Annotated in this window: 7 protein-coding genes; 3 read left to right on the forward strand and 4 right to left on the reverse strand. The window is 71.3% G+C overall.

Annotation, left to right across the window (positions count from 1 at the left end; genetic code table 11):
* Positions 1-5 precede the first annotated feature (5 nt).
* From ISG29_RS13110 to ISG29_RS13120, 3 genes are all read right to left on the reverse strand, one after another.
* On the reverse strand, positions 6-782 hold the full coding sequence (locus ISG29_RS13110; RefSeq protein WP_194503892.1) for a carboxypeptidase-like regulatory domain-containing protein: 777 nt from the start codon (positions 780-782) through the stop codon (positions 6-8).
* A 172-nt stretch (positions 783-954) separates the two neighbouring features.
* A complete protein-coding gene (gene tilS / locus ISG29_RS13115; RefSeq protein ID WP_194503893.1) occupies positions 955-1,962 on the reverse strand; it encodes a tRNA lysidine(34) synthetase TilS in 1,008 nt (335 codons plus the stop codon).
* A complete protein-coding gene (locus tag ISG29_RS13120) occupies positions 1,959-3,023 on the reverse strand; it encodes a zinc-dependent metalloprotease (protein WP_235959678.1) in 1,065 nt (354 codons plus the stop codon). Before ISG29_RS13120 ends, tilS begins: the two co-directional genes overlap by 4 nt.
* 23 nt (positions 3,024-3,046) lie before the next feature.
* Between ISG29_RS13120 and ISG29_RS21325 the strand changes: the two genes are divergently transcribed.
* Positions 3,047-3,415 (forward strand): TfoX/Sxy family protein, encoded by a 369-nt coding sequence (locus ISG29_RS21325; RefSeq protein WP_207793097.1) that lies wholly within the window; start codon positions 3,047-3,049, stop codon positions 3,413-3,415.
* Between the two features lie 120 nt (positions 3,416-3,535).
* On the opposite strand, the gene ISG29_RS13130 is transcribed toward ISG29_RS21325, so the two are convergent.
* A complete protein-coding gene (locus ISG29_RS13130) occupies positions 3,536-7,219 on the reverse strand; it encodes a hypothetical protein (protein WP_194503894.1) in 3,684 nt (1,227 codons plus the stop codon).
* A 244-nt stretch (positions 7,220-7,463) separates the two neighbouring features.
* Between ISG29_RS13130 and ISG29_RS13135 the strand changes: the two genes are divergently transcribed.
* Both ISG29_RS13135 and ISG29_RS21330 read left to right on the forward strand, forming a co-directional pair.
* Positions 7,464-8,936, forward strand: a complete 1,473-nt coding sequence (locus ISG29_RS13135; protein ID WP_194503895.1) for a hypothetical protein — start codon at positions 7,464-7,466, stop codon at positions 8,934-8,936.
* A 545-nt stretch (positions 8,937-9,481) separates the two neighbouring features.
* On the forward strand, positions 9,482-14,056 hold the full coding sequence (locus ISG29_RS21330; protein WP_194503896.1) for a PKD domain-containing protein: 4,575 nt from the start codon (positions 9,482-9,484) through the stop codon (positions 14,054-14,056).
* Positions 14,057-14,185 lie beyond the last annotated feature (129 nt).

Raw genomic sequence — 14,185 nt, forward strand, 5'->3', positions numbered from 1 at the left:
GCGCGTCACCAGGAGAAGACGTCGACGATGCGCGGCGCGGTGGCGCGTCGGGAGCGCTTCGTGGGCTTGGTCACCTTGAAGGTGACCGGCTTCGCCTGCGAGCCCTTCGTGCGCGGGTCGCCCTCGGAGCCGGTGTAGACGACCCTGGCGGTGTAGGTTCCGGTCTTCTTCAACCGGCCGAAGTTGATCAGCGCCTTGCCGTGCATGCCGGGCTTGAGGGTGACGGTGCGCTTCTTGCCGATGCCCTGGACGATGAGGTCGCCGCCAGGGTTCTGCGCGCCCTTCACCGCGACCTTGAGCTTCGCCTGCTGGCCCTTGACCAGGCTCTTGTCCACCGCGGTCGCGGTGGTCCGGGTCTTCGCCTTCAGTCGCTCGAGCACGATGTCGCCCAGCTTGGTGCGCGTCTTCGCCTTGAGTCGCACGTCCTCGACCACGGCGGTGTCGTAGCCGTCCTTGCTGATGCGCAGGTCGTAGAGGCCCAGCCGGTTCTTGCCGGTGTCGGGATCCTTGATCTCGACGTGGAAGTAGCCGTGCTGTGGGCCGTCGAGGTTCTGGTTGGCGTAGGTGAACGCCGAGCCCCACGTGCGCAGGGTGTAGTCGCTCCAGTCGATGGCCTTCGCCTCGACGAGCACGTCGTCGACCGGGCGACCGAGGTCGTCGACGACGACACCGGAGATGTATGGCGGGGGAACCTTCTCGGCGTGGGCGGGTGCCGGGGCCAGGGCCACCAGGCCGGGGGTCAACGCCAGGGCCAGGCCGGCGAGCAGGGTACGGGGAACCACGAGATCTCCAGGGTGAGGTCGATGCACGTTCGGGGGGTCGGGACCGGGCCGGCGGGGGACGGCACGGTTCCTCTGACCGACACATCGGCTACCCCGGCCCGTACCTGAAGTGGTCTGGTCGGGCTCCTTCACGGGGATGTGCCCGAGGTTGCTTCCCGCGTCTCGAGAGAGGTCAGCCCCTGGGGCGCTCCAGGAGCAGCCGGCCCTGCGCGCGCTGGGCACGTACCGGGCCGGGCAGGTCGATCCAGCGCTGGCCGCGCCAGTCGGTGAGCAGCGCGTCGACGGCGAGCACGTGCTCGTGGGTGAGCTCGGACGCCGGAGCACCCGCGGCCACCGCTGCCCGATGCAGCACGCGGCGGCGTAGGGCGTCGTGGAGGGCGGCGAGGGACTCGACAGCGAGACCGCTCGTCGCGCCGTCCGCTGCCGCAGCGAGGTCGCGCCAGGCCTGGTCGGCGAGTTCGTCGAGCAACTGCATGTCGGGGCGCAGCTGTGCGGCGGTACGGGCCAGCGCCGCCGCGATGCCCGGGCCGAGCTGCTCCTCGAGCACCGGCAGCACGGTGCGCCGCACGCGCACGCGCGCGTAACCGGGATCGTCGTTGTGCGGGTCGTGCCAGGTCTCGATGCCGAGCACCTGGCAGGCGGTGACGGTGTCGTCGCGCGACACGTCGAGGGTGACGTCGAGGAACGGTCGCCGGTAGACCTCGAACGCCGGACGCATACCCGCGACGGAGCGGCCGCCGGACCCTCGGGCCAGACCCAGCAGCACCGTCTCGGCCTGGTCGTCGCGGGTGTGGCCCAGCAGCACCGTGGCGGCCCCGGTGTGGGCCGCGACCTGCTCGAGCACGGCGTAGCGGGCCTCCCGCGCGGCCGCCTCCGGCCCGAGGCCTCCGGCGTCGACCGTGACGCGAGCGCTGAGGGTCTCGTCCGCGCCGAGGTCTGCCATCCGCCGCACGACCGCGGCCGTGTGGGCGGCGGAGCCCTCCTGGAGGCCGTGGTCGACGACCGCACCGACGACGCGCCACCCCGGCACCCGCTTCTCGTGCACGGTGGCGGCCAGCAGGGCCAGGGAGTCGGGTCCACCGGAGCAGGCGACCACCACGGTGGCGCCCGGCTCGACGTCGGCCAGCGCGCGGCGCACCGCGCGCCGGGTGAGCGCGACGGACGGGTGCGGACCGGTCACAGCACCCGGGCGATCCAGGCGTCGGGATCGGCGAGATCGGCCTTGCGCGGCAGGTTCGCGGCCTCCGCGAACACGGCGTTGAACTCGGCCATGCCGACCTTGTCGACCACCGCCCGCACGAACGCCGCGCCGTCGCGGTACTGCGCCATCTTGGCGTCGAGGCCGAGCAGCCGACGCAGCAGCCGGTCCAGCGCTCCGATGCCCTGGCGACGCTGGTCGAATTTGCGACGGATCGCGGCGACGCTCGGCACGACCCCGGGCCCCACGTCGTCCATGACGACGTCGGCATGCCCTTCGAGCAGCGACATCATGCCGGTCACCTCGTCCATGATCTCGCGCTGCTCGGGCGTGGAGAGCAACTCGATGAGGCTGCCGCTGGTGGCCTCGCCGGAGCCGCGCTGGCGCAACGCGCCCAGCACGCGGGCCAGACCGTCGTCGAGCAGGCTGGAGGAGTCCATGGTGCCGGCCAGCCGCTCGACCAGGGAGAAGAGGTGGTCGCGCATCCACGGCACTGCGGTGAACTGCACGCGGTGGGTCTCCTCGTGCAGGCACACCCACAGCCGGAAGTCGCCGGGGTCGACGCCGAGCTCGCGCTCGACGTGCACGATGTTGGGCGCCACGAGCAGCAGCCGCCCCATGGGGTCGTAGAAGGGGTCGAACTGACCCAGCACCTTGCTGCCCAGGAAGCCCAGCAGCGCCCCGACCTCGGAGCCGGTGATGCGGCGTCCGACGGCGAGCGAGAGACCGGACGGCGGCTTCTTACGGCCGAGCTGTTCGGTCACCGGCGCCAGCACGGCCCGGAACCCGTCGGCGTTGGCCTGCACCCAGCCGGGCCGGTCGACCACGAGGATCGGCGCAGTGTCCTGGCCGCCGTCGAGCCCGGTGAAGTCGCGTACGAGGTCGGTGGAGCGGTGTGCCCCGGCGCGCAGCTCGGCCACTGCGGCGTCGGCCTCGCGGCGACTCACCTGGGGACCGTCGCCGGCCAGGCGCGAGCCCAGCCGGACGGCGAGATCCCAGTCGATCATCTCGGGTGCCTCGGGCGCGTTGGCCGACTCGCTCATGCCGCCCAACCTACGGTGCCGCCGTGGGGCGTCGGCTCATCTACCGTGAGGGGATGGCCTACGACGAGACGCTGGCGGGGCGGGCACGCGAGGTGCTACGCGAGATCGCGGCCGGGCTCGGCGGCGGCGAGGTGGCCGAGAAGAGGATGTTCGGCGGGCTGGCGTTCATGGTCGACGGGTCGATGGCGCTCACCGTCGGTGCTGACGGACTGCTCGTGCGGCGGCCGGTCGGCGACGACTCGGTGCTCGCCGAGCCGGGCGCCTCCCCCGCGGTGATGGGTGCCCGCACCATGCGCGGCTGGGTGCGGGTGGAGGCCGCCGTCCTCGCCTCGGACGACGACCTCGAGCGTTGGGTGCGCCGCGGGGTGACCCAGGCCCTGGCGGCCCGCTGAGCGGCGTCCGCCCCGCCCTTCACCCCACGTTTGGTCGAGAACTGCAACGACCCGACCCGATTTTACCGTCGTTTGGGATCAAACGACGGCGTCAGCGCACCCGGGTCGCCGCACACACGCCTACCGGGCGGCACCCACGGCCACGTCGTCGAGGTGGACGCCGTCCCAGCCGGTGGTGCTGGAGCACAACGGGCCGCCGAGGTTGGAGCAGAGCGAGTCGGAGGTGAAAGCGAAGCGCACCTGCACCGGCATGGAGCCGGCCTTGAACGGTACGGCGTACTTCTCCCAGCCGGGGGTTCCGTCAGCGTCTGCCTCACTCTGGCCGCTGTAGCTGCCGAGGGTCTGCCAAGACGAGCCGCCGTCGGTGGAGACCTCCGCCGACACCTTGTCGAAGCCGGCCTCGGTGTCGAGCTTCATCCACCACTGGAGCACCGAGTCGCCGGCACTCATCGCGACCGCCGGCGAGACCAGGGTCGTGTCGACGTTGTCGACGTACCCCAACGGACCGGAGACGTCCCAGCCGGAGCCGGAGGCGTCGTCGGCCGCGCCGGTGCCGCGCCCGGGCGACTCATAGGTCCAGGCCGGGGTGCCGGAGGCTGTCCAGCCCTGCTCGTCGCCCTCGAAGTCCCACGCCTTCGCGACCGCACCGAGCTCGGTGCTCGGACCCGAGCCGGCGCCGCTGCCCGTGCCGGGCACGGAGTCGGCCGAGATCTTCTGCTTGAACCGGTAGGTCCACACGTCGCGGCCGAACATCGCGAACACGGCGACGTTGGGGTTGCCGGGCTTGAGCTGGATGCTGCCGATGGGGGCCTTGGGCAGGCCCGGCATCCGAGCGAAGGCCGGCTTGGCCTGCTTGGTGCCGCGCATGCCGGTGGCGAACGCCCCCACGTCGGTGCCCACGAGCAGCTGGCCCTTGCGCACGGTCACCCAGGTGGCCGGGCTGTCGGGCAGGTTGCCGCTGATGTTGCGAAACGTCTTGCCGCCGTCGGTCGACTTGAAGAGATGACCGGTGCCGACCGCCTTGTTCGCGTCGCCCACCGCACCGGCCGGCAACCACCGGCGGGTGTAGCCGCCGAGGGTCACGTAGACCTTGTTGGTGCGCTTGGGATCGATGGCCACCGACGTGATGTAGCGGTTCGGCAGGCCCCGGGCGGCCACGACGTGCCAGCCATCGGATGTGCCGGCCTGGCCCGGCTCGTCTCCGCCGACGTTGGTCGCCAGACCGTTCTGGAACACCATGTCGTCGGTGCTGAGCTTGTTCAGCGTGTCGCACTGGCCGCAGAACGCCACGTAGGAGGCGTCGCCGCGGGTGTCGACGGCCGACATCGAGTTGTCGGGGTCGGTCGACGACGAGGACGCCGACGCGTCGCCCGGGTGCTCCTTGGTGCCCAGGTCGAAGACCTTCAGCCAGGTGCTCGTGCTGCCGTCGGCCGAGTCGGCGTCGGTCATGCCCGACTGGGTGCTCGGCCCGAGCAGGGTCTCGACCACCTCGCGGCCCGCGGTGAGCAGGTGCTTGGCGTTGGTCGGGTCCATGACGAACGGGTTGGCGAACTTCGACGCCGTCAGGCCCGGGTCGATGGACTCCCAGTTGGAGCCACCGTCGGTCGACGCCGAGATCGCGGCATTCGTGTACTCCTCGTAGGTGATGTCGGAGTCGTCCGGGTCGACAGCCGCGTAGAAGCCGTCGCCACCGTAGGTTTCGTACTGCTTACGGGTCGTGCCGTCGATCTTGAGGTTGCCGTTGTCCTGGAGGCCGGCGAAGACCGTGCCGTCCTTGGCCATCGTCGCGCGGTAGGGCATGAGGGTCGAGAAGCCCGCCTGGTTGCCTCGGCCCCAGTGCGCGTTGTCGAGTTCGCCGTCGGAGTCGTCGGCGAAGTCGTAGCGGTAGGCGCCACCGTCGTTGCCGACGACGAGCTGGACGCCGCCGGGCACGTTCTTGTCGGGGAACCAGAGGCCGTCTTGCTGGTCCGGGTGCGTCGTGTCGTTGCTGTCCGTCGGGTCGCGGTCGCCGGGGCAGGCCGGCAGCCCGAGGTTGAGCAGCAGGCAGCTGTCACCACCGAAGTACTTGGCCGCCACCACGAAGTGGCTGGGACCATTCATCGGAGCGCCGCTCTGCGGCAGGTCGTTGGTCCAGATCTCCTCGAGACCGAACGCGAGCCGGGTCGGGACGCCGTCCGCGGTCGCACGCGTCGGGTCGGGCTGGACCCACTCGTTGTACCAGGCCTGGACGCCGGGCTGGTACCCGATCGCGGTGCCGGTGCCGTAGAGCGAGGAGCCGGACGAAGGGTCGTTCGCGAGCTCGGTACCGCTGGTCATCTGGGTCCAGGTCAGGCCGAAGTCGTCGGAGACGTAGAGGCCGTTGAACACCGTGGTGCCCAGCGGCGAGGAGGCCCCGCCGGGCACGTCGATGCCGCTGACGCCGCCGTCGTTGAGCAGATTCGCGTCCTGGACCATCGCGTAGAGGTAGTCGTGGTCCTGCTGGCCGCCCTTGGCCTGGCCGAGCTCGACGCGGCCGATGGCGTCCTGACTGGCGAACCCGGTGACGTCGAGCTTGTCGAAGGTGCCCGGTCTGCCGTTGGCGGAGCGGTAGATGCCGTTGTTCGGTGACTGCTCCCTGCCGTCGGCGTTCTTGCGCTGGCCGCCGCGCCAGCCGACCGCCGCGACGACGGTGTGCGCCTTGGTGTCGGTGTTGACGCCGCCGCCGTAGACGACGTTGACGTCGGTGACCACATTGGCCAGCGCACACTCGGGGTGCTTCTTCATGCTCGTGACACCGGCGCAGGGGCCGGTCGGCAGCTTCACGTTGGTGTAGCTGCGACCCGCGTTGTCGGACCGGAAGAGGCCGAACTGCGTGGCGGCGTAGACGGTCTGCCGGTGCTTGGGGTCGACGGCCAGCGCGAAGCCGAGCGCACCCGAGGGCAGGCCCTTGCTGCGGCGCCAGTGCTTGCCGAGGTCGCCGGACCAGTACGCCCCCAGGCCGGTGTAGGCCGACGAGCCGAAGGTGGGCTCTCCGGTGAGCGCGAGCAGGTGACCGCCCTTGGCGCGGGTCCACGCGACGGCACCGGTCACGGTCGTGGGCAGGTTGCCGTTCGCGTTGACCCAGGTGTCGCCCAGGTCGTCGGAGCGCCAGATGCCGCCGTTGCCGACCGCCGCGAAGAGACGCTTGGCGCGAGGATCCCAGTCGAAGGAGTCGATGCGGCCCATGTTGTCGCCGAGTCCGAGACCGTTGACCTGGGGGTAGTCCGGGTCGTCGACGACCAGCGGGCCCTTGCCATAGAGGCTGGCCCGGCCCACGGCCGCGGGGATCTTGGTGTCGATCGCGGCGGCCTGCCGGACGGCGGCCATGCCGGCGCGGGAGTCGTAGGCACCCAGCGGGGCCAGGCGCGGCATGCCGCGGGTGTCGGCCATCTTGTTCAGCTCGGTGAGCGACTCGGGGCGCTTGGCGATGACGCAGAGGGTGTCCCAGGTGTCGGGGTCGGTGCCGGCGAGCATCGGCAGCTCGCGCTGGGCCTCACGGACTAGCTCCGACTGGCCCTCCTCGCCGTGCTCCTCCCCGGATCCCTCGCCGGACTCCTCCCCAGCCTCCTCGGCGCGCTCGGCCTCGCGCTCGGACTCGGACTCGGTACGCATCTCCGCGCGCACCTCGCGCAGCGCGTCGTCGACGGACTGGTAACCCGGCGCGCACTCACCGTCGGCGGCGGCGCGGGTCGCCCACTGGCTCTGCTGGAGCACGACGGCGGCCCAGGCACCCCCGATCAGCAACGCAAGACAGACGACGGGAACGAGGACGCGGGGGTGGATCACCGCGGACGCAACTCTGGACTGGGGCACGACCGGACTCCGACCTTCTGATCAGGATGGAGGGGGACGGCCTCCAGGCATGGCAACCTGACCCCCAGGCGAGCAGTGCGCGACCCGGCCGGGGTCGCCGTCTTGAGAACGAAGCTTGGTGGACCCAGGTCACGCACGGAGTCACTGCGTGACCGATTCGAGACCTGACCGAGACCCGGGGCCGAGAAGGCGTCCGGAGGACAAGGAGGAGGAGCTGGTGCCGCACCTCGCTGACGCGATGTCGGACCCGCTTGACCTCGTCTTCCACGAGGTGGCCCGACACCGCGAGACCCTGCTGCTGCGCGACGCGGCCCTCGACCTGGACCGACCGGGCTCGTCGTCCGTACGCCGAGTGCCGCAGGTAGCGCCGTTCCTCACCGTGCTGGCCGAGCTCGGCGGGTCCGGTGACGAGCGCGACGAGGTGCGGCTGCACGTCTCGAGCGACCACGACCCCGACCCGGTGCACCTCGAGGCGCGCTACGACGACGGCGTGTGTCGGATCGTGATCGACGTCGGCGGCCGCGTCAGCGAGCACCGCAGCCGACGCTCCGGCACGTCCGGGCCCGCCGACGCGCTGGCGCTGTGCCTCACCGGCACCCAGGTCACCGCGCTCACCCGCAACGGGCCGGGATGGACAGCGCGCGCTCGCATCGACCTGCACGACCTCGCGGACGGCGCCAGCAGCGCCGCGGCGACCGTGCGGCGTCCGCGGTGGCTGGCCGGGGTCGAGGTCGGGCACACCGGGTCGGTGCGCCGTGTGCAGGTCGGCCCGTTCGGTCAACTCGGGCTGCGCGACCTGCGCCTGGTGACCGAGGCTGGCGGCGGCCCGTACCGCGACCCCGCGGATCCCGGCGCCCGCTGGCTGACCGCCACGAGCGCCGGCCCGGGGTTCTTCGGCACCGCCCACACCTCGGTGTGGCGCCTGGACCCGCACTCCCTCGCCCTCACCCACACCGCCGACCTGTTCTTCGCCAACCACGGTCAGGTGCGTGGCCACCACGCCAGCCACCTCCTGCACGACCCCGGTGCCGGCGCCGGAGTTGGCGCCGCACCGGGTCGGTGGCTGGTCGCCACGAGCACCTGGGCCGACTTCGACAAGACCCGGCACCCCCACGTGGGCGTCGACCTCGCGCAGGCCCGCATCGACCTGCGTCGCGGGCAGCACGTGCTGCCCACCGATCCGCTGCACCTGCCAGCGGCACCACGGTCGGTCGGGTGCTGGGATCCGCACCTGGTGCGCACGCCCGAGGGGTGGCTGGTCGGCTTCGTCGAGGCCCGTAAGTTCTTCGAGTTCTCCCCCGCCCTCGCCGCCGGGTCCCACCTCGCGACGCTGCGGCGCTTGGGCGGGGCCCCCGAGCGGACGGCGACCGAGGGCACGACGCTGCTCGCGCCGTCCACGGGCGGAGACGGTGCGGGAGCGGCGTCGGCCTGGCGCATCCTGGCCAGCGACGGACGCGAAGGCCCCAAGACGCTCCGAGCGCGCTACCCCGTTCTCGGCGTCGGCGACGACGGGGCGCTGGTCGAGCGGGGCACGCTCGACGCGCCCTACCCGACCAACCTGCCCTGGCCCACGCTCGTGCCGCTCGACGACGGCCGGTGGCTCATGGTCACCTTCGACGGCACCCCCACCGGCGGCCGCGTCACCGGCTACGGCACGCACGGCGACGTCGTGATCATGCAAGGCCAGTGACCGGGCCAGTGACCGGGCCAGTGACCGGGCCAGTGACCGGGCCAGTGACCGGCCCGTGACCGGCCAGTGAGCGGCCGAGAACGGGTCAGGACGTGGTCGGTGGCACGAAACGCTCCTGGCCGTCGGACGTGGTCGCCTCGACCTTCGCGTCGAGGCTCTCCAGAGAGCTCATGCCTCCGCCGGAGGACTCGATGTCGGTCGCGTGTCGCCCTGGGTGATGTAGCCCCCGAGCGTGAAGCTGGTCGCGGCCTGAGCCTTCTCCTGGGCGGTGGCGCACGCACCGAGCGACGCGCACGGTCCACGATTTCCGAGCCGGGCAGCCCTCAACCGACCGGCTCGCGTCTCGTCGTCACCTTCCTGGGCATGTTCTGAGAACGCCCTGTGGATCGCACGCCGTCACTGGTCTAGACCTTTCAGGATCTTCAGCGTGACCTCTGGCCGTTCGCGGTGTTGTGCCTCATCAGATCGAGTTCCATGCCGGTGATCCCGGAAGGATCCGACGCCCCGCCTGCCCGCCACGGTCCACGACCGCGAGAGGTCCACCCATGTCCCAGCACCGTCCCGCCCGCCGTCGCCTCGCCTCCCTGATCACCGGAGGCGCGATGATCGCCTCGGGGTTCGGTGCGGCAGCCGTGCCCCTGCTCGCTCCGCCCGTCTCCGCGGCGCCCGCCGCCGCGGGCAGTGCGGGCGGCTTCCTGCTCTACTCGTTCCCGACCGGCCAGCCGGGCTGCACCGGGTTCGGACTGAACACCAGCGACGACCCGGCCTTCGCACGCACCGACTGCGGGTTCCTCCAGTTCGACGGCTCGGGCATCAGCGGCACGCCGACCGCCACCCTCACCGGCGAGCACGGCGAGACCGTCGACCTCGGCGGGGCACCCGAGGACTCCACCACCCCCGGCGAGTACCAGGTCGACCTCGCCCCCGACGACTCCTGGCCCACCGGCACCGTGACCATCACACTCGCCGACGACGCGGGCGACGTGGCCGGCAGCTACCGCATGCAGCACAACGCGCTCGTGGCTGAAGTCGACGCCGGCCCCTCCACCGAGCCGGGCGAGGCCTTCGACGTGACCGGCGAGATCGTCGCCCACGACGCCGCCGGCGCGGACGCCGCCGACACCGCTGCCGACGCCGCCACCTTCACCCTCGCCCTCACGGACGCGACCGGAGCCGAGGTGTGGACCTCGCCCGAACAGACCGCTGCCGGGGACGGCACCTTCACCGTCTCGGTGCCCGCGAGCGCCACCTCCGGCCTGGCTCCAGGTGCTGCCGACGGCTACGCCCTCAACCTCGCCGCGAGCGTCGTCGACGCCGCGTGGGACGACAGCCGGCCCCTGAACCCGGCCGGCACCTGGGGTGCGACGACCGCCGGGTCGGCCTCCCACACCATCACCGGCCAGGCGCCCGCCGCGCAGGCGCTGAGTGTCGAGAACTCCTTCGTCTCCTCCGTGGGCTGGGTCAAGCCCGGCGAGGAGTACCCCTCCCGCGTCACGATCACCAACATCGGCGACGCCGCGTCGGGAGTGTCGGTGAGCATCCCGGCGCCCGACGGCGCGGTGTACACCGAGGCGCGCGCCCCGCAGGGCACCTCGGCGTCCGTCACCGGCGGCGACGTCACCTGGACCGTGGGGTCCGTCCCGGCCGGCACGCCCGAGGCCCCGACCACGATGTCGCTGGTGCTGGTCAGCGAGGCCGACACCCTGAGCGAGGATCCGCAGGTGGTGTGGAAGAACGTCTCGACCACCGCCTCGCTCACCAGCGGCGCCTCCAGCGCCACCTCCACCAGCCACGGCCCGAAGGTGATCCCGCCCGACGCCACCTACGACACCGCCCGCTACGGCGACCGCCCGTTCCCCGTGGTGCCCGTCGACTACCTCGAGCGCAAGCACCTGGCATCGAACTCCGGCGAGGAGCTGGCCGAGAAGATCAACTCCCCCGAGCTGGAGGGCTCGACGTTCAACCTCTACCAGGAGATGTCGATCGGGCAGCTCTTCCCCGAGGGCGACGTGCCTTCGGCCGGCATCTCCACCGCCGACTTCAGCTACGACGGCGGCGACTCCGGCACGGGCGACTTCCCCTTCACCACCCTGGCGCCCAAGGGCACGTGCACCGGCGGCACCCTCGCCGACACCGGCGCGTCGAGCTACGGCTCACCGCTGTACCCGAACCGCATCGAGGACGGCTTCTACCAGCTGCCCGGCAGCACCGGCTACTACGGCTCCGACCCCTACGGCTCGGCCGTCGCCGGCTCGCTGACCGGCGTGCTGTTCGACATCGACTCCGGCTGCGGCCCCACCGGCAAGCTCGTGCTCGACGCCGCCGCGATCGCCGACCCCGAGATCGACTACAACGACTTCGACACCGACAAGGACGGCGTCGTCGACTTCTTCATGGTCGTCTACGCCGGCTGTGGCGGCAACGGCGCCAGCCAGCTGGGCGCCTGCACCTCCGACCCGCAGGACGCCGCGCCGTACGACAACGTGTGGCCGCACTCCTCCTCGCTCGAGGCCAGCTACACCGACCCGGTGACGGGTCTGCCCGGCTTCGCCACCGACGACCAGCTGACCAACCTCGAGGGTCAGCCGCTGTTCTGGACCGACACCACCTACAAGCAGAAGACCACCACCGACACCGGTCTCAAGGTCTTCGTGCGGGTCGGCCCCTACAACGTGAACCCCGAGACCGCCATCGACAAGGCCTCGGTGATCAGCCACGAGTACGGCCACTCCCTCGGTCTGCCCGACTTCTACTCCCTGGGCGGTAGCCGCGAGACCTACGGCGACTGGACCCTCATGGCGACCGACAAGAGCCAGAATATCGACGCCTACGGGCGTCAGGAGCTCGGCTGGGTCGTCCCGAACGTGCTCCAGCCCGGCCAGACCACGGTCACCGACATGCCGGACTCCAAGCAGAACACCCACGAGATCACCTGGCAGACCCCTGCCGGTGAGCCCTACACACTCTCGGGCGCAGGCGTCGACAACAGTGCCATGTACGTGGCCAAGCTGCCGGGCCGCCAGCTGATCTCGAGCGAGGACTTCGCCCGCGGCGAGGGCGCCAGCGAGACGCACGCCTGGTGGTCGACGTCGGGCAATGGCTTCGGCTGCCCGGGCGATGCCACCGGCAAGGCGCTCGACCTGGTGCTGCCCGGTCTCTCCGACCTGCCCGCGGGCTCGACGGTGAGCATGTCGTTCAAGTCGATGTTCGACATCGAGTGGGACTACGACTACGGCTACGTGCTCGCCTCGACCGACGGCGGCCAGACCTACACCGGACTGGACTCCGACAACGGCACCACGGGCAACAGCACCAACCCGAACTCCGTGCCGTGCGAGACCCAGTACGGCACCGGCATCGACGGCTCGTCGGCCAGTTACGCCGCGGGTACCCAGACGACCGACCGGCTGCTGGGCAACTACCCGCAGATGGAGTGGCTGACCGACTCCTTCGACGTCTCCTCGCTCGTCGGCGCCGACAAGCCGGTCATCCGGTTCGCCTACGTGACCGACGGCGGCCTGGCCCGACCGGGCTGGTTCATCGACGACGTCGAGGTCACCGCCACGACGCCGAGCGGCAAGACGGTGCTGCTCGACACCGACTTCGAGACCTCGGGCGGTCCGGACGACGCCCGGGTGTTCCCGGGCGGCTGCAAGGAGAACCTCTCCAGCGCGCCGTCCTGCTCGGGCGCGTGGTCCTACGTCGACTCCTCCTCCGAGGCGCCGGCCGACCACGCCTACTACATGGAGATGCGTGACCGCTCCGGCTTCGACTTCGACAGCCACGGAGAGAACGACCGCGCGGCGCTGAACTTCGCCCCGGGCTTTTACCTCTCCTACACCGACGAGGCCCACGGCTACGGCAACGTCGGCACCGACGGTGCCCCGGCGCAGTCGCCGCTGGACTCCCAGCCCGTGGCCGGCGACGAGGCTCCGAACCTCGACGACGCCGCCTTCACGGCCACCTCGGGCGACAGCCACTTCGCGGACCCGTCGTCCGACCCCTGGATCGACAACTACGACGACGGCTCGGGCCAGTGGGCCTTCGGCTACGACTGCCTCGCCTTCGACGTGACGAAGATGAGCGGCGAGGACGTCGGCCCGAGCAGCTCGGACGGCAACCTGACGGGCGACGTCACCTTCGACCTCGGCACCGGCTGCGGCGCGTTCGACTACGGGTACGCCACCGGCTCGGGCGGCGGCTCGGACAACACCGCACCCACCGCGTCGGCCTCCGCCGACCCGCCTTCGGGCGACACCAGCACCGAGTTCACCTTCGACGGCACCGGCTCCACCGACGCCGAGACACCGAACGACCTCGACTACAGCTGGGACTTCGGCGACGGCTCCGGCAAGGCGGCCGGCGCCACGGTGAAGCACACCTTCGACCAGGCCGGCGACTACACGGCGACCCTCACGGTGACCGACCCCGAGGGCCTGACCGACACCGACACGGTCGACGTGACCGTCACCGGCTCCGGCGGCGGGGGCGACAACACGGCCCCGACCGCCCAGGCCCAGGCCGACCCGACGACGGTGAAGCGCAAACAGACCGTGCACCTCACCTCCGACGGCACGACCGACGGCGAGACGCCCGACGACCTGGTCTACGAGTGGGACTTCGACAACGGCGGCGAGACCGTCGACGCGACCGGTCCCGAAGCCGACGTGGTCTACACGGCCAGCGGCATCCGCAACCCCACCCTCACGGTGACCGACCCCCAGGGAGCCTCGGACACCTACGAGCTGCGGGTACGGGTGACCAACTCCGTGCAGTGCGGTGCCCAGAAGGTCGACCGCTCCGGCGACTGGCAGTTCCGCAAGGCGGGTCCGCAGAAGGAGAAGTTCTGCCGCACCCGGCACGCCGGCACCGCGCGCGACACGATGTCGATCCGGTTCCGCAGCGACATGTTCGGCGTCGACTTCGGCTCCTGGAAGGCCGGCGACAAGGCCAAGGTGCTCATCGACGGTGAGCGAGTCGGCATGCTCTCGTTCAAGGGCCGGTCGAAGAACGTCAAGCTCAACCGCTCCAAGACCTTCGACGGCCTGGGCAGAGGCAAGCACACCGCGAAGATCGTGGTGCGGGGCCGCGACGCCGCCATCGACTCCTTCAGCTGGTGACGCCGCCCGGTGGGGCCGGCCAGGCCGACCCCACCGGTGGTTGAGCCGTGAGCCCGGTGGTTGAGCCGTGTGCCCGGTGGTTGAGCCGGCCGAGCCGCTAGGCGAGGCCGTGTCGAAACCCAGCGAGGC

The sequence above is a fragment of the Nocardioides acrostichi genome (assembly GCF_015319165.1).
GTDB lineage: Bacteria > Actinomycetota > Actinomycetes > Propionibacteriales > Nocardioidaceae > Nocardioides > Nocardioides acrostichi.

Coding starts and splice junctions, on each gene's coding strand:
- ISG29_RS13120 (WP_235959678.1), bottom strand. CDS start 3,023: ATGAGCGAGTCGGCCAACGCGCCCGAGGCACCCGAGATGATCGACTGG.
- ISG29_RS21330 (WP_194503896.1), top strand. CDS start 9,482: ATGTCCCAGCACCGTCCCGCCCGCCGTCGCCTCGCCTCCCTGATCACC.